General features: G+C 73.0%; 15 protein-coding genes, 1 pseudogene and 1 riboswitch. Of the genes and pseudogenes, 14 read left to right on the top strand and 2 right to left on the bottom strand.

The features are described 5' to 3' along the window. Nucleotides 1–307: 307 nt before the first annotated feature. Complete coding sequence (locus tag WMF46_RS01465) at nt 308–913, bottom strand: nucleotidyl transferase AbiEii/AbiGii toxin family protein (protein ID WP_437548851.1); 606 nt, start codon at nt 911–913, stop codon at nt 308–310. Continuing rightward, nucleotides 910–1,212: a DUF6922 domain-containing protein gene (locus WMF46_RS01460; protein ID WP_437983951.1), complete on the bottom strand. Its 303-nt coding sequence runs from the start codon at nt 1,210–1,212 to the stop codon at nt 910–912. The genes WMF46_RS01465 and WMF46_RS01460 overlap by 4 nt, the downstream gene beginning before the upstream one ends. A gap of 98 nt (nt 1,213–1,310) precedes the next feature. Between WMF46_RS01460 and WMF46_RS01455 the strand changes: the two genes are divergently transcribed. From WMF46_RS01455 to cobJ, 14 genes and pseudogenes are all read left to right on the top strand, one after another. Then, nucleotides 1,311–2,138: an enoyl-CoA hydratase/isomerase family protein gene (locus WMF46_RS01455; protein WP_437983950.1), complete on the top strand. Its 828-nt coding sequence runs from the start codon at nt 1,311–1,313 to the stop codon at nt 2,136–2,138. Between the two features lie 1,158 nt (nt 2,139–3,296). After that, nucleotides 3,297–3,505, top strand: a riboswitch (cobalamin riboswitch). 98 nt (nt 3,506–3,603) lie between these two features. Further along, a complete protein-coding gene (locus tag WMF46_RS01450; RefSeq protein WP_437988033.1) occupies nt 3,604–4,317 on the top strand; it encodes an energy-coupling factor ABC transporter permease in 714 nt (237 codons plus the stop codon). After that, nucleotides 4,314–4,655 carry a hypothetical protein gene (locus WMF46_RS01445; protein WP_437983949.1) on the top strand — a complete coding sequence of 114 codons (342 nt, stop codon included), beginning with the start codon at nt 4,314–4,316 and terminating at the stop codon, nt 4,653–4,655. Before WMF46_RS01450 ends, WMF46_RS01445 begins: the two co-directional genes overlap by 4 nt. Next, nucleotides 4,645–5,394, top strand: a complete 750-nt coding sequence (locus WMF46_RS01440; protein ID WP_437983948.1) for a CbiQ family ECF transporter T component — start codon at nt 4,645–4,647, stop codon at nt 5,392–5,394. The genes WMF46_RS01445 and WMF46_RS01440 overlap by 11 nt, the downstream gene beginning before the upstream one ends. After that, a complete protein-coding gene (locus WMF46_RS01435) occupies nt 5,391–6,212 on the top strand; it encodes an energy-coupling factor ABC transporter ATP-binding protein (protein WP_437983947.1) in 822 nt (273 codons plus the stop codon). The genes WMF46_RS01440 and WMF46_RS01435 overlap by 4 nt, the downstream gene beginning before the upstream one ends. Beyond that, nucleotides 6,188–7,375, top strand: a complete 1,188-nt coding sequence (locus WMF46_RS01430) for a CbiX/SirB N-terminal domain-containing protein (RefSeq protein ID WP_437983946.1) — start codon at nt 6,188–6,190, stop codon at nt 7,373–7,375. Before WMF46_RS01435 ends, WMF46_RS01430 begins: the two co-directional genes overlap by 25 nt. 23 nt (nt 7,376–7,398) lie before the next feature. Next, the gene (locus WMF46_RS01425; RefSeq protein ID WP_012232878.1) at nt 7,399–7,773 is read left to right on the top strand and encodes a DUF3209 family protein; all 375 of its coding nucleotides are present in this window, start codon (nt 7,399–7,401) and stop codon (nt 7,771–7,773) included. 69 nt (nt 7,774–7,842) lie between these two features. Beyond that, on the top strand, nt 7,843–8,580 hold the full coding sequence (locus WMF46_RS01420; protein WP_437983945.1) for an FAD-dependent oxidoreductase: 738 nt from the start codon (nt 7,843–7,845) through the stop codon (nt 8,578–8,580). A gap of 17 nt (nt 8,581–8,597) precedes the next feature. Then, complete coding sequence (locus WMF46_RS01415; RefSeq protein ID WP_437983944.1) at nt 8,598–9,734, top strand: cobalt-precorrin-5B (C(1))-methyltransferase; 1,137 nt, start codon at nt 8,598–8,600, stop codon at nt 9,732–9,734. Next, nucleotides 9,731–10,459: a precorrin-8X methylmutase gene (locus WMF46_RS01410; RefSeq protein WP_437983943.1), complete on the top strand. Its 729-nt coding sequence runs from the start codon at nt 9,731–9,733 to the stop codon at nt 10,457–10,459. The genes WMF46_RS01415 and WMF46_RS01410 overlap by 4 nt, the downstream gene beginning before the upstream one ends. Next, nucleotides 10,456–11,775 (top strand): precorrin-6y C5,15-methyltransferase (decarboxylating) subunit CbiE, encoded by a 1,320-nt coding sequence (gene cbiE / locus WMF46_RS01405; RefSeq protein ID WP_437983942.1) that lies wholly within the window; start codon nt 10,456–10,458, stop codon nt 11,773–11,775. The genes WMF46_RS01410 and cbiE overlap by 4 nt, the downstream gene beginning before the upstream one ends. Next, nucleotides 11,772–12,572, top strand: a complete 801-nt coding sequence (gene cobI, locus WMF46_RS01400; RefSeq protein WP_437548823.1) for a precorrin-2 C(20)-methyltransferase — start codon at nt 11,772–11,774, stop codon at nt 12,570–12,572. The genes cbiE and cobI overlap by 4 nt, the downstream gene beginning before the upstream one ends. Next, complete coding sequence (locus tag WMF46_RS01395) at nt 12,569–13,708, top strand: cobalt-precorrin 5A hydrolase (protein WP_437983941.1); 1,140 nt, start codon at nt 12,569–12,571, stop codon at nt 13,706–13,708. Before cobI ends, WMF46_RS01395 begins: the two co-directional genes overlap by 4 nt. Continuing rightward, nucleotides 13,701–14,972: pseudogene (gene cobJ / locus WMF46_RS01390) on the top strand (precorrin-3B C(17)-methyltransferase). The gene WMF46_RS01395 and the pseudogene cobJ overlap by 8 nt, the downstream one beginning before the upstream one ends. The last annotated feature ends 75 nt before the right edge of the window (nt 14,973–15,047 follow it).

The following is a 15,047-nucleotide window of genomic DNA, read 5'->3' as shown; positions in this document are numbered from 1 at the left end:
GGGGCGGCGCGCGGGGGGCCGGCGGGGGCCCCTCCCACGAACTCGCGCCTTTTGGGGGGCCATGGCCGGCTGAACGGCGGAGGCGATCCGGGAGGGCGTCGCACGGAGCGGGCCGGCGCTCGGGTTCGTGGGGCCCTACCCCGCCGGCCCCCCGCGCGCCGCCCCCTCCCTCCCTGGCTCTCTCCAGGGGGAATGATGACGGGGGAGCGACGACGGTGGCCGCGCAAGGCGAACACGGGTGTGCGGGTCGGAGGACGGGCGGTCTGCTCGACTCACCACGATCGCACGCGGGCTCGCGACAGGGTCTTCATGTCGCGCGCACCCACGCTACGAGATCGGACCGGATCTGCGTCCACCGCTCCTCCGTCATCCCTGCAGGCATCGGTTCCGCCTCGGCGTCGGCGAAATACGCGAGGCTGCGCACCACGTGGCCAACATCCTCGGCTGCATATTTCCTCGCATACGCATCGAGCGCCTCCCCCACGCTGCGCCCTCGTGACGTGAGCAGCGCGTGGAGGTCCCAGAAGTCCCGGCGCGCCCCGCGCCCCGCGATCGCCGACAGCTTCATGCACTCCAGATCGTCGAGCGACGCGACTGGAAGAGGGATCCCGGACAGGCACTCGGGCGGCCCCAGCAGCGGATAGCAATACCGCAGAATACTCGCCGGAACCCCCCCGACCTCCAGGTACAACGTCCCCTCTGCGCGCGTCAGGACCCGGATCGTCGGATCGACGAGCGCCGACACCAACGCCGCTGGATCCGATTCGGCAGTGAACAGATCGAGATCGCGCGATTGCCGGTGATGCAGCCGAAGCGCCACGGCGACGCCGCCGGCCAGGTAGGTCGATGGCTCGACGGCCCGTGCCAGCACCTCCAGCGCCGTGCGCTGCGCGCTGGAGAGAACCTCGGTCATCGCCCCGCCCACGTCGGCCGCGCTCCTCCACGGGGGATCGGCAGATCGATGCCTGCGATGACCGCCCAGTACGCAAGCTCCCGCGGAGCAAGCCGGTGCCCCTTCCGGCGCAAGAAGTCAGCGAGCGCCTCCGCCGAGTACGCCTGCCTCAGCCAGCGCATCGCCCCCCATCCGCCCCGGCTCATCACCCGCTCCATGACGTAGTCGCGGTGCCGCTCCAGATCGACGGCGTCCGGGTCCGTGTCCCAGAACAGGCGCGTGACGTCCCCTGGAAATCGCTCGCTCGTCGGCTCGTCCACGGGCTCAGCATAGCAGGCCCGAGAGGACACGGAATGACGCCCTCCCCGGCCCACGGCAGGCGCTTCCCCCCGGCGCGGGGCGCTGCTAACCACGCTCCATGACCGCTCAAGAACAGCAGCCGGGGGCCCCTGCTCGCGGTACGCTCCAGTTCGTCGCCGTCGAGCGCGCGGATCACGTCGCCACCGTGACCATCCAGCGGCCCGACAAACTCAACGCACTGAACCCCGCCGTCCTCGGCGAGCTCACCACGGCCTTCCGCGACCTCCTCGCGCCCGCCGCCGGCAACGAGGTCCGCGCGGCGGTGCTGACCGGCGCCGGCAAGGCGTTCGTCGCCGGCGCCGACATCGCGGAGATGGCGACCATGAACAGCATCGCCGCGAAACGGTTCGCCGACGCAGGCCACCGGCTCGCCGAGCTCATCGAGACTGCCCCCTTCCCCGTCATCGCCGCCGTCAACGGCTTCGCGCTGGGCGGCGGCTGCGAGCTCGCCCTCGCATGCGACTTCATCTACGCCGCCGAAGGCGCCAAGCTCGGCCAGCCCGAGGTGAACCTGGGCGTCATCCCGGGGTTCGGCGGGACCCAGCGGCTGCTGCGACGGGTCGGGCCAGGACGCGCGCGCGAGCTCGTCTATTCAGGAGACATGATCACCGCCCAGCAGGCGCTGTCGATCGGGCTCGTCAACGCCGTCTTCCCGGCGACCGAGCTGCTCGCGCGCGCCCGCGAGACCGCCCTCAAGATCGCCTCGCGCGGGCCGCTCGCCGTCGCCGCCGCCAAACGCGTCCTCCTGCGCGGCGAGAGCCTCGACCTCGCCGCCGCCAACGAGCTGGAAGCCCAGGCATTCGCCGCGCTCTTCGGCAGCGAAGATCAACAGCTCGGAATGAAAGCGTTTCTGGCGAAATCGCAGGCCACGTTCACCGGCAAGTGAAGGCTCGGGAGGCGCGAACCGCGCGCTCGAGGGCAAAAAAATACCGCGCATCACGCTGGAGGGGGGCCCAGAATGACCGCGGCAGGGACACCGCGCCGGAGTCTTGAACGTCCGCCACGGTGCTAAGAAAAAAGACCGCATGCGCTCCGGGCTGGGGGGTCCGCGCCGGTGCGCATGCGGTAGTCAGATTGTGGCACCCGCAAGCGCGTTGTCGATAACAAAGTGCAATGCCTGCACGCCGAGCGAGCAGAGCGCTCCAGACACGAAGGCGGCCAGGCGGACGCGCGACCCATACACACCAGCTCTGCGGGAATTCACGTTCGAGCCGGGCATACCCCTCCACCGGAGACAGCGCTCAGCGCAGCGTTCGCTGTGCATTCCGAGACGAGCGAACACGAAATCCCTCATCTCTTCAATAAGAGATGCCACGAGGCAGCGGGCCGTACACCGGACGCCTGCTCCCGAGTAAAGAGCCAGGACGAACAAAGCACACTGCGGAAAGAACGCGCCGGCGCCTTGTATTCAAGCGCACGAAAGACCCCGCTCAGTCGCGGCCCGCGACAGGCGCTGCACCCGCGCGGCGATAAAGTAAACAGATTTTATCTAAGGGGACATAATCCAAGACGTGTGCTCGACGACTCTTCACGTGATGCGTCTGGGTCAATTTCTCGGCCTCGGCCATCGCATCGCAGGGCCTCGATCGCTCGTCGGCGCGCCCATGTCTGCTCGATGAGGGGCACCGACGGGCGCGCGGCGCGCCTCGGCAGTGATGGCTTCGTGCGCCTCGGCAGTGCCCGCGAGGGCGAGGTGTCCACAAGCGGCAGGCATCACCGCCGCACCGACGCCGCGGACGAGGGCGCTCGCGGCGGGCCGGACCGCGCAAGGCGGAAGCTCGCGCCCCCGGTCGACGCACCCGGGTTCGCCCGGTCCGCGCCCCCGGGGTCCGCGCTCCCGGGTACGCGCCCGGCTCGCGCGATCGCGCCCGCCTGGATACGCGGGCCAACGCGCGGAGCAGCGCGCGAGGCGGAGCTGGCCCGCGCTCGACGGGGAGCTCGTCCGACACGCCATGCCAGATGCAGCGCCCGCTGAGCACATCCTCCGCGATCGGGGCGCGACGTCCTTGACGCCGGGCTCGAAACGGGATTACCGAGCACCGGCCTGACAATCCATTCCTCGGGTGCCCTCCGGGGCATAACAGGGAAGCCGGTGCAAAACCGGCGCGGTCCCGCCACCGTGAGTGGGGAGCTGCCTCCGAAGACCACTGGGCCTCATTGTGAAGAGGCCTGGGAAGGTGGACGCAGCGCTGGGAGCTCGATCAGCTCCCTGAACCCATGAGCCGGGAGACCTACCCGAGCCTCCCACGAGGTGCAGCTTGCGCACGTCTTCGTGGCGTTCGGGTGCGGACTTCACCCGGAGCGCCGAAATCGGTCTTCACGGCCGCGCGTTATCGATCGCCGCCGTGTCCATGGGGACGCTCCTCGCGCCCCGGCCCGCGGCCGCGATGCACCTCGCGGAAGGCGTCCTGCCGCTCGGCTGGTGCGCCTTCTGGAACGCGCTCGCCCTGCCCTTCGTCGCGATCGCCCTCCACCTGCTCCGGCGCCGCACCGAGCAGGACGCCTTCTACAAGCCGTTCGTCGGCCTCATCGCGGCCGCCGTCTTCGCGATCTCGTGCATGCCCGTGCCGGTGCCGACCGCCGGGACCTGCTCCCACCCGTGCGGCACAGGGCTCGCGGCGGTGCTCATCGGCCCCTGGATGACCGTCCTCGTCACCGTGGCGGCGCTCCTTATCCAGGCCCTCTTCCTCGCGCACGGCGGCATCACCACGCTCGGCGCCGACGTCGCGTCGATGGGCATCGCGGGCGCCTTCACCGGATATTTCGCCTTCCACCTCGCGCGGCGCTGCGGCGCGAACCTCTGGGTCGCGGGCTTCCTGGCGGGCGTGACGTCGGACTGGGCAACCTACGCCACCACGGCGCTCGCGCTCGCGCTCGGGCTCTCGGGCGAAGGCTCGGTGACGTCCATGTTCACGGGCGTCGCCCTCGCCTTCGTCCCCACCCAGCTGCCGCTCGGCCTGCTCGAGGGCGTCATGACCGCGGGGGCGCTCGCCTTCCTGCGCGCCCGGCGGCCCGACATCCTGGACCGGCTCCAGGTCGTCCGGCTCGCCCCGGGGGCGTCGTGACGCGGCGGCTCGGACAGCGCCCGCTGCCAGCGCCGCTCGCGCGGCGCGCGTGCGCGGCGGCGCTCCGGCTCGCCGCTTCCCTCTGGCTCGCCGCCTGCGGTAACGCGTCCTGGGACGGCGTCGACGAGGCCGTGGTGCGCCGCGTCGCCGAGGACGCAGGGCGCCACGACACCGGGCCGCTGTTCGCGGGCCTCGAGGGCGACCTCCTGCTCTTCGCGTTCCTCTGGGCCGGGCTCCTCGCCGGCTTCGCCCTCGGCTATTTCTCGCGCGTGCTCTTCGTCGAGCGCGCGGGCGCGCCGGCGGGCAAGGCCGGCGACGAAGGCCTCCGTGCGGACTGACCCGCCCGCGCGGCTCCGCGACGTGGACGCCCGGCTCCGCCTCGGGGCCGCCGTGGCGGCGTGCTGCGTCGCCGCGGGCGCGCGCTCGCCCTTCACGCCGGCCGCGCTGCTCCTCCTCGCGTGCGCGGCCCTCCGCCTCCAGGGCACGCCGGCGCGCGACGTCCTCCGCGCCGCCGCGCCCGCCGCGTGGATCGGAGCGGTCGCGGCGGCGCTCGCGCTCGCGCTCACGCCGGGGGCGCCGCTCCTCCCCGGCGCGCCGTTCCCCGTCGACGCGATCACGGCGGAGGGGGCGCGCCGCGCCGTGGCCATCGGCGCGCGCGTCCTCGCGGCGGCCGCGGTGCTCCGGTGGCTCGCCGGCGCCGCCGCGCCCGCCGAGATCGAGGCGGCGCTCGCCGGGCTCGGCGTCCCCGCGGCCCTCGTCGAGCTGCTCGCGCTGACGCGGCGCTTCGCCGGCGTGCTCCAGCGCGCGGCCGACAGCGCGTGGAGCGCCGCCGCGCTCCGCGGCGGGTTCACCCGCCCCGGCGCCGCCGCGCGCTCGGCCGGCGCCGTCGCGGGCGTCGTGGCGCTCCGGACGCTCGAGCGCTCCGAGAGCGCCGCGCTCGCGATGCAGCTCCGCGGCTACCAGGGGAAGCTCCCCGTCGCCGACCGAAGGACGAGCGCGCCCGCCGCGAACGTCGCGTTCGCCGCCGCCGCCCTCGCGGCCCTCGGGCTCAGCGTCGCCGCGGGAGAGGCCGGATGATCGCGCTGCGCGCCCCCCGGCTCGGCTACCGGCGCGGCGAGCCCGTGCTGCGCGACGTGCGCCTCGACGTCGCCGAGGGCGAGTCCGTGGCGGTGCTCGGCGGCAACGGCGCCGGCAAGACCGCGCTGCTCCGGACGCTCGTCGGGCTCCTCCCGGCGCCCGGCGGCGGCGTCGAGATCGCGGGCCGCCGCGTGGGCTCGCCCTCGGACGCCGTCGCCGCGGGCGCCGCGCTCGTGCTCCAGGATCCGGACGACCAGCTGCTCGGCGCGACGCTCCTCGACGACGTCCTGTTCGGCCCGCGAAACCTCGGCCTGCCCGCGCCCGAGGCGCGCCGCCGCGCCGAGGCGGCGCTCGCCGCCGTGCAGATCGCCCACCTCGCCGACCGGGCCATCGAGGCGCTGAGCTTCGGCGAGCGCAAGCGCGCGTGCATCGCCGGGATGCTGGCGATGCGGCCGCGGGTGCTGCTGCTCGACGAGCCGACCGCGGGGCTCGACCCGGAGGGCGAGCTCGCCCTGTGCCAGACGCTGCGCGCGCTCTCCGAGCAGCAGGGGACCACGCTGGTCACCGCGACCCACGCGGTGGATCTCGTGCCGCTCTTCGCCTCGCGCGCTGTCTTGCTGGGCGACGGCCAGGTCCTCGCGGACGGGCCGCCGCGGGAGGTGTTCGCGCGGGGGGAGCTCCTCGCGCGGGCGCGGATGCGGCGGCCATGGGTCGCCGAGCTCTGGACCCGGATGAGCCCTCTGCCGCCGCGGGGCGGCGCGGGCCTCCCGCTCACCCTGGAGGAGGCGCTCGCGTGCATGACGACGGTCTCCTGCTGATCGGCCACGGCAGCCGCGACGCCGCGTCGAACGCCGAGTTCGAGGCGATCGTGGCCGATTACGCCGCGGCGCGGCCCGAGATCGCCGTGCAGCACGGCTACATCGAGCTCGCGACGCCTCACCTCGCCGACGCGCTCGCGGCGCTCGCGGCGCGGGCGTCCCGCGTGGCGGTCGTGCCGCTCTTCCTGTTCGCGGCGGGGCACGTGAAGAACGACATCCCGCTCGCGCTCGAGCGGGCGCGGGCCGCGCACCCGGGCGTGCGCTTCTCGGCGGCGCGGCCGCTCGGCGTGCACCCGGCGCTCGCGGAGCTCGCGTTCGAGCGCGCCGCGACCGCGCTGCCGGCCGACCCGGCGGCGCGGGCCCGGTCGGCGCTCGTCGTCGTGGGGCGCGGGTCGAGCGACCCCGACGCGAACGGCGATTTCTGCAAGACGGCGCGCCTCATCGGCGAGGGCCGCGGGCTCCAGCTCGTCGAGCCGACCTTCATCGGCGTCACCCGGCCCTCGGTCGAGGAGACGCTGGAGCGCGTCGCGCGGCACCGGCCGGAGCGCGTCGTGGTGGTCCCCTACTTCCTCTTCGCCGGGCGGCTCATGACGAAGCTCGCCGAGCAGGTCGACCGATTCTCCTCGACGTACCCGTGGATCCGGGCGTCGCTCGCGCCGCACCTCGGCCGGTCGAGCGCGCTCGCGGGCCTGATCGACGAGCGCGCGCGCCAGGCGCTCGCCGGCGAGGCGCCGCTCCCCTGCGACACGTGCATGTACCGCACCGCGCTACCGGGGCTCGCCCGGGAGGTCGGCGGGCTCAAGGCGATGCTCTACAGCGTGCGCCACACGCTCACGCACACGCAGGCGTCGAACCACCCGCACGCCCACCGCTCGCTGCGCAAGCACGTGCTCGTCTGCGGCAACGCCGACTGCGTGGACCGCGGCAGCCTGGCGCTGCTCGAGTCGGTGCGCCGGCTCGTGAAGCAGGCCGGCCAGCAGCAGCAGATCCGCGTGACGAGGACGTCATGCATGGGGCGCTGCGGCGAGGGGCCGACGGTCGCCGTCTACCCCGACGGGGTCTGGTACCGCGGCGTCCGCGAGGAGGACGCGAAGGACCTCGTCGAGGAGCACCTGCTCGGCGACCGGCTGGTGGCCCGGCTCGTCGACGACATCATGCAATGAAGGATGGATAGGAGAGAACCGACATGGCCTGTCACGAGATCGCCGCGCTCCGCCTTGGGCTCATGAACATCCTGGGCATCGATGACCCCGCCGAGCGCACGCACGAGCTCGCCGAGCTCGGCGCCGCGGCCGCCGAGCCCGGGCCGGTCTCGGCGATGCTGCGCGCCGGGGACCTGAAGAACCTCTCGCGCCTCTTCGAGGGGTCGCTCGTGGAGCTCCAGGAGAAGGTCGCGAAGACCCCCGCCGGCGACCCGAAGCTGCCTTACCTGCGCTCGCTCCTCATCCTCACGAAGCAGGTCGAGCTCGATCTGCGCGCCCAGGTCGACGGGCTCGGCCGGCTCTACCGGGAGCTCGAGGAGATGCACGACTTCGTGCACGAGATCTACCCGGCCGAATGAGGCGCGCGCCGCCCACCGGAGCGACCATGGGGCGCGTGATTGCGACCGCGCGAAAGCAGGAGTGACGTCATGGCAACACAAGGCAACCCGAAGATCAGGATCGCCCACGCAACGCCGCTCGGCGACGCCGCCCGGCTGCTCCGGCTCGAGCGCGTCGACGGCGCGGAGATCGGCTTCGCCGGCGGGCAGTACGTGATCATCAACACCGGCGTCACCCTGCCCGGCGGCAAGCTCGCGAAGCGCGCCTACTCGATGCTCTCCAGCGACGCCGAGCAGCGCGCGGTCGAGATCGCGGTGAAGCGCGTCGGGGCCGGGCCGGGCTCGAACGTGCTCAACGACATCGCCGTCGGCGCCGAGCTCGAATTCAGCGGACCCTGGGGCAAGCTGCGGCTCGCGCCGGGCTTCTCCGGCCGCGCGCTCGTGATCGCCACCGACACCGGCATCACCGCCGCCCTCGGGATCGCCCGGAGCGCGGCCGCCGCCGGCGCGGCGCAGCTCGACCTGCTCTGGCTCGTCGAGCCGGGCGAGACGTTCGCCTCCGAGCCGTTCGTCCGCGAGCGCCTCCCCGCCGCCGTCCGCCTCACGGTCGCCCGCGATCTCCCCCCGATCGGCCACCCCGAGCGGCCGGCGCGCGCGTGCGCCCTCGTGGAGCGAGAGCTCGCGGCGGGGCCCCACGACGCCGTGCTCTGCGCGGGCGACGGCGCGATCCTCTACCCGCTCCGCGACCGGCTCGCCTCGCTCGGCGCGCCCGAGGGCAGCGTGCTCCTGGAGAGCTTCTTCAACAACCCGATGAAGAAATCCTCGTAATCGTTCAGGCTCCCTGGATGGTAGAGGTCCGGCCGAGAGACCCGAAGGGGCAGCGCGAGGGGTTCACGACGGGCGCGTGCGCGGCCGCCGCGGCCAAGGCGGCCGCGCGCGTGCTCGCGCGCGGCGCGGCGGTCGACGCCATCGAGACCACCCTGCCGAACGGGCAGAAGGTCACCTTCCCGCTGAAGCGCTGCGATCGCGACGGGCCGCGCGCCACGTGCAGCATCATCAAGGACGCCGGCGACGATCCCGACTGCACGCACGGCGCCGAGCTCGTCGCCGAGGTCGAGCTCCGCAGCGAGCCGGGCGTCGAGATCCGCGGCGGCGCCGGGGTCGCCGTCGTCACCAAGCCGGGGCTCGGGCTGCCCGTCGGCGCGCCGGCCGTGAACCCCGTGCCCCGCCGGAACATCACCGAGATGGTCCTCGAGGAGCTCGAGGGCTCGGGCTTCGCCGGGGCCACCGTCACCCTCAGCGTCCCCCAGGGCGAGGAGATGGCGAAGCAGACAATCAACGCGCGGCTCGGGCTCATCGGAGGCATCTCCATCCTCGGGACGAGCGGGATCGTGAAGCCGTACTCGACCGCCGCCTTCCGCGCGAGCGTCGTGCAGGCGATCGACGTCGCCGCGGAGCGCGGCATCGCGGCGCTCGCGCTGACGACCGGCGGCAAATCCGAGGCGTACGCGATGAAGCTCTACCCGGAGCTCCCGGAGGAGGCGTTCATCCAGGTGGGCGACTTCATCGGCACCGGGGTCCGCCACGCCGCGCGGCGGCGGATCGCCCGGGCGATCATCGTCGGCATGATCGGCAAGCTCTCGAAGATGGCCGACGGCAAGATGATGACGCACGCCGCCGGCTCGGAGGTGAGCATGGAGCTGCTCGCGCAGATCGCCGAGGAGCTCGGCGCGCGGCCCGAGATCGCCGCCGAGATCCGGCAGGCGAACACCGCGCGGCACGTGCTCGAGCTGTGCCAGCGCGAGGGGCTCACCGGCGTGCCGGGGGGGATCTGCCGGCGCGTCGTCGAGCACACCTCGCGTCACGCGGGCGGCGCCCTCGAGGTGCACGCCTGCCTTGTCGATTTCAACGGGGCGCTGCTCGGCCGATATCCGGCCGGCGACGCCGGTGCCATCGGTGCGGAGAGAGCGGAGGAGCCATGAGCAGTGATGAGGCGCGCGCGGTGAACGACATGCGGCAGATGACCGCGCTCGGGCGGCGCATCGAGGACAAGAGCTTCGCGATCATCGACGAGGAGGCCGGCGCGCACGGGTTCCCGGAGGCCGAGTGGCAGGTCGTCCGCCGCGTGATCCACGCGACAGCGGACTTCGAGTTCTCGTCGCTCATGCGGCTCCACCCCGAGGCGATCGCGCGGGGCATCGCGGCGCTCCGGGGCGGCGCGCCTGTGCTCGTCGACGTGAAGATGATCGGCGTCGGCCTGAACGAGCAGCGGCTCGCGTCCTACGGCTGCGCGATCCACTGCTTCATCTCGGACGACGATGTCATCCAGGCCGCCTCCGCGGCCGGCTCGACCCGCGCGATCGAGTCGATGCGCAAGGCGCACCGGCTCGGGCTCCTCGACGGCGCGATCGTCGCGATCGGCAACGCGCCGACGGCCCTGCTCGAGGTCGTGCGCCTCGCCCGGGAGGAGGGGGCGCGGCCGGCGCTCGTGATCGGCGTGCCGGTCGGCTTCGTGTCGGCGGCGGAGTCCAAGGAGGCCCTTCTCGAGTCCGGGCTCCCCTTCATCGTGGCGCGCGGCCGCAAGGGCGGCAGCCCCATCGCCGTCGCGATCGTCCACGCGCTGCTGCTCCTGTCGGCGGAATGGCCGGAGCCGACAGCATCCGCGGGCTCCGCCGGCTCGACCGAGCCGGCCAAGGTGGCGCGATGAGCGCGCGCCGCGCCGTCACCGTCGTCGGCATCGGCGACGACGGGTGCGCCAGCCTGTCGAGCCGCGCCGCGTCCGCGGTCGCCCGCGCCGAGGTGCTCGTGGGGGGTGAGCGGCACCTCGAGTTCTTCCCGCAGTTCCGCGGCGAGAAGATCGCGCTCAAGGGCGGCCTGTCCGCGGCGCTCGACCGCGTGGACGCCCTGTCCGCCGAGCAGAACGTGTGCATCCTCGCCTCGGGCGACCCGCTGTTCTTCGGCGTCGGCGCGCTCGTCGTCCGGAAGCTCGGCGGCGAGCACGTCGAGATCATCCCGAGCCTGAGCTCGGTCCAGTGGGCGTTCGCGCGCACCGGCATCGCCTGGGACGACGCCGCGTTCGTCTCGGTCCACGGGCGCTCCCCCGAGGGGTTCGCGACGCGCCTCCGCCGCCTCACGAAGGTCGCGGTGCTGACCGACGGGGAGAACAGCCCGGCCCGCCTCGCGGCGCGGCTCCTCGAGCACGGCGACGCCGGCTGGAAGGCGTGGGTCTGCGAGAGCCTCGCGGGCGCCGGCGAGCGCGTGCGCGCGTTCGATCTCGCCGCGCTCGCCGCCTGCGAGGACATCGGCCCGCTGAACGTGCTCCTGCTCCTGCGGAGCGATCCCGTGTGGCGCCCGCCGCCGGCCGTCCCCTACCTGCATGAGGACGCGTTCGCGAAGCGCATGCCAAAGAACGGCCTGATCACGAAGCGCGAGGTGCGCATGCTCTCGATCGCCTCGATGGCGATCCGCCCCGACGCGGTCGTCTGGGACGTCGGCGCCGGCTCGGGGTCGGTCTCGATCGAGGCGGCGATGCTCTGCCCCCTCGGGCGGGTCTATGCGATCGAGGTCGACCCGGAGGGCGTGGAGATCTGCCGCGACAATGTCCGCACGCACGGGGTCGACAACGTGCGCGTCGTCGCGGGCCGCGCGCCCGAGGCGCTCGCGGCGCTCGAGGACCCGGACGCGGTGTTCGTCGGAGGGAGCAAGGGGAGCATGGAGGAGATCGTCACGGTGGCGCTCGATCGGCTGCGGCCGGGCGGCCGGCTCGTTGTCAACGCCATCACGATGGAGAACGTCGCCGAGACGTACCGCGCGCTGCGGGCGCGGGGGCTCGACCCCGAGGTCACGCTGCTCTCGGTCTCGCGCGGCGTCCCGCTCGCGCGCTACGTGCGGTACGAGGCGCTGAACCCGATCCACATCTTCGCCGCGACCAAGCCGGCGAACGCCGAGGAGGCCGTGGAGGGCGCAGCGCCGACCCAGCCTGCGGCCGGCGGCGCGCGGCGGTCCACCTCGGAGGCGTCATGAGCGGCCTCGGCAAGCTCTACGGCGTCGGCGTCGGCCCCGGCGCGCCGGACCTGCTCACGCTGCGCGCCGTGCGCGTGCTGCAGGAGGCGGACGTGCTCGCGCTCCCCCGCAGCTCGGACTTCGGCGCCTCGATGGCCTACCGGATCCTCGAGCCCGTCGTCGGCAAGCAGCGGGACAAGGAGCGGCTGCTCCTCACCTTCCCCATGAGCAAGGATCCGGATCGCGTCCGCCCCTACGTGGACGCGGCCGTCGAGCAGATCGGCGACCGGCTCTCGCGCGGCCTCACCGTGGCGTTCGCCACCGAGGGGGATCCGTCGCTCTTCAGCACCTTCGTCTATGTGCGCCGCGAGGCGCTCCGCCGCTTCCCCGGGCTCGAGGTCGAGGTCGTCCCCGGCGTCACCTCGGTCACGGCGGTCCCTGCCGTGAGCGGGCTCGCGCTCGCCGACGGGCAGGAGCGCATCGCCATCCTGCCCGCCACGTACGGCGTCGACGATCTGACCGACGTCCTCCAGCGCTTCGACACCGTCGTCCTGATGAAGATCGGCTCGGAGATGCCGAAGGTGACCGAGGCGCTCACGCGCGCTGGCCTCCTCGATCGTGCCGTGTTCGTGTCCAAGGCGACGATGCCCGAGCAGCGGATCGTCCGGGACCTCCGCGCCGCGCAGGGCGAGCGGGGCGACTGCTTCGCCATGGTCGTTGTCACGCGCGGGGAGCGGAGCGGGTTGCTCGTCGGGGAGGCCCCGGCCTCGCCGCCGGGCGGCTTCGACAAGGCTGTTACCGAACCGGAGGCCCCATGATCGCCGAGCGCAAGCCCTACGCCATCTACGCCATCACGCGGCACGGGATCTCCATCGCGCGCAAGCTCATCGAGGGGCTGCCGGGCGCGGATCTCTACGTGTCGCAGAAGCTGTTCGACGGGGCGCCGGCGGGTGCGAAGCCGCTGCCGCTGCCGATGGGGCCGCTCTTGAACGAGGCGTTCACGGCCTACGACTGCCACGTCTTCGTGATCAGCGTCGGGGCGGTCGTGCGCATGATCGCGCCGCTGCTCAAGAACAAGAAGGTCGATCCTGCGGTCGTGTGCGTCGACGACACGGCGCGCTTCTCGATCTGCGTGCTCTCCGGGCACGTCGGGCGGGGCAACGCGTTCACCGAGAAGGTGGCCGGGCTGCTCGGCGCGCAGCCGGTGGTGACCACGGCGTCCGACGCGCTCGGGACGCTGACTGTCGACATCCTCGGCCGGGACCTCGGGTGGACCCTTGACGATCCCGACCGCAACGTGACGCGCGGCTGCGCCGCCGTCGTGAACGCCGCGCCGGTGCTGTTCGTCCAGGAGACCGGCGAGCCCTCGTTCTGGCCCGAGGCGACGCCGCTGCCGCCGGGCGTGCGTTACGCGACGTCGCTCGACGGCGTGGACCCCGGCGCGTGGGAGATCCTGCTCGTCGCGAGCGACCGCGATCTCTCCCGCTCGCACCCCGAGATCGTCGAGCGCGCCGTCGTCTACCGGCCGAAGAGCCTGGTCCTGGGTATCGGTTGCGATCGCGGCGCGCCGCTCGACATGGTGGAGCGCGGCGTCGACCGGCTGCTCGAGGAGCACGGGCTATCGGCGAGATCGGTGAAGGCGCTGGCGACGATCGACAAGAAGGCCGACGAGGAGGCGCTGCTCGCGCTGTCGGCGCGGCGGGGGTGGCCGCTCGTCACGTTCACGCCCGAGGAGCTCGACGCGACCGAGGGCATCGAGAACCCGTCGGAGACGGTGAAGAAGCACGTCGGCGCCCGGGGCGTCGCCGAGCCGGCCGCGCTGCGGGCGGCGGGGGCCGCCAAGCTGCTCGTGCCGAAGCGGGCGTACACCGAGGAGGGCGTGGGGCGGTCCATGACGCTCGCGGTGGCGCGCGTCCCCTTCTCGAAGCGCAACGTGGAGGAGAGCCATGGGTGAGAGCAAAGGAGTCCTGTCGATCGTCGGGATCGGCCCTGGCGCCGAGGAGCACGCGTCCCGCGCCGCCCTCGAGGCGATCGCGGCCTCGGACCTCATCGTCGGGTACACGACGTACATCCGGCTGGTGAAGCACCTGATCGAGGGCAAGGAGGTGATCAAGACCGGCATGACCGAGGAGATCGGCCGGGCGCGCGCCGCGGTGGAGCGGGCGCGGGACGGGGCGCGCGTGGCGATCATCTCGTCGGGCGACGCGGGCGTTTACGGCATGGCCGGGCTCGTCTTCCAGGTGCTGGAGGAGATCGGCTGGAAGCGGGGCGAGTCGCCGGAGCTCCGCATCGTGCCCGGGATGACCGCGCTCAACGCGTGCGCGTCGCTCGTCGGCGCGCCGCTCGGCCACGACTTCTGCGCCATCTCCCTGTCCGACCTCTTGACCCCATGGCCCGTGATCGAGCGGCGGCTCGAGGCCGCCGCCGGGGCCGACTTCGTCATCGGCCTTTACAATCCGGCGAGCGGGCGGCGCACGCGCCAGATCGTGCGGGCGCAGGAGATCATCCGCCAGCACCGCGCGGGCACGACGCCGGTCGCGCTGGTGAAGAGCGCCTATCGCAAGCTGGAGAGCGCGGTGCTCACCGATCTCGACCATTTCCTCGAGTACGAGATCGGGATGCTGACCACGGTGCTCGTCGGGTCGACCAACACCTTCATGTTCGAGGGGTACATGGTCACCCCGCGCGGGTATACCAACAAGTACACATGGGATGGAGCCGCGCTCCCCGGCCAGACGCCGGGGCGCTCGCTCGTGCTCTCGGACGAGAGCGGCACCGCGGAGGAGGTCTAGATGGCACGCGTAGGGAGGCTGGGCGGCGCGATCCTCGCCGAGACCCAGGGGGCGTATTACCTCATCGGCAACACCAAGGCGCCGTGCGACTTCCGCGCGGCGGGGTTCGAGCCGCCGGACGAGGTCGATCTCGTGAAGGGGGCCTATGTCCGGCTCAAGCCGCTGCGCGACGCGAGCGAGATCAACGTGGCGCCGCCGGTGCTGCTGCTCGACGTCGAGGGCGAGGAGCTCGCGAAGAAGCTCGTCCATCGCTTCGTGATCGATCGCAACGGCTCGGTGAGCGAGCGGCTGTGGCGGCTCGTCTACAGCCACGACGACCCGCTCGACGACGCCGAGGCGCCGGTCGAGCGGGACGCGCGCTGGCTGGGCGGGATCCCCGAGCCCATCTGGCAGCTCGTGCGCGACAACGTCCTGCGCTGCCTGTAGTTCGATCGGGCACGGAGAGGACACTCAGGCAGCTCGCCTGATGTCGGGGTGCTCGAGGCGACCCGCACGCTGGCC

The organism is Sorangium sp. So ce117, from assembly GCF_051524395.1.
GTDB lineage: Bacteria > Myxococcota_A > Polyangia > Polyangiales > Polyangiaceae > Sorangium > Sorangium cellulosum_B.
The sequence above is the reverse complement of the archived record's forward strand: the minus strand, read 5'-3'. Positions and strand labels throughout refer to the sequence as shown.

Coding starts and splice junctions, on each gene's coding strand:
- WMF46_RS01465 (WP_437548851.1), bottom strand. CDS start 913: ATGACCGAGGTTCTCTCCAGCGCGCAGCGCACGGCGCTGGAGGTGCTG.
- WMF46_RS01455 (WP_437983950.1), top strand. CDS start 1,311: ATGACCGCTCAAGAACAGCAGCCGGGGGCCCCTGCTCGCGGTACGCTC.
- WMF46_RS01450 (WP_437988033.1), top strand. CDS start 3,604: ATGGGGACGCTCCTCGCGCCCCGGCCCGCGGCCGCGATGCACCTCGCG.
- WMF46_RS01435 (WP_437983947.1), top strand. CDS start 5,391: ATGATCGCGCTGCGCGCCCCCCGGCTCGGCTACCGGCGCGGCGAGCCC.
- WMF46_RS01425 (WP_012232878.1), top strand. CDS start 7,399: ATGGCCTGTCACGAGATCGCCGCGCTCCGCCTTGGGCTCATGAACATC.
- WMF46_RS01420 (WP_437983945.1), top strand. CDS start 7,843: ATGGCAACACAAGGCAACCCGAAGATCAGGATCGCCCACGCAACGCCG.
- WMF46_RS01415 (WP_437983944.1), top strand. CDS start 8,598: ATGGTAGAGGTCCGGCCGAGAGACCCGAAGGGGCAGCGCGAGGGGTTC.
- WMF46_RS01410 (WP_437983943.1), top strand. CDS start 9,731: ATGAGCAGTGATGAGGCGCGCGCGGTGAACGACATGCGGCAGATGACC.
- cbiE (WP_437983942.1), top strand. CDS start 10,456: ATGAGCGCGCGCCGCGCCGTCACCGTCGTCGGCATCGGCGACGACGGG.
- cobI (WP_437548823.1), top strand. CDS start 11,772: ATGAGCGGCCTCGGCAAGCTCTACGGCGTCGGCGTCGGCCCCGGCGCG.
- WMF46_RS01395 (WP_437983941.1), top strand. CDS start 12,569: ATGATCGCCGAGCGCAAGCCCTACGCCATCTACGCCATCACGCGGCAC.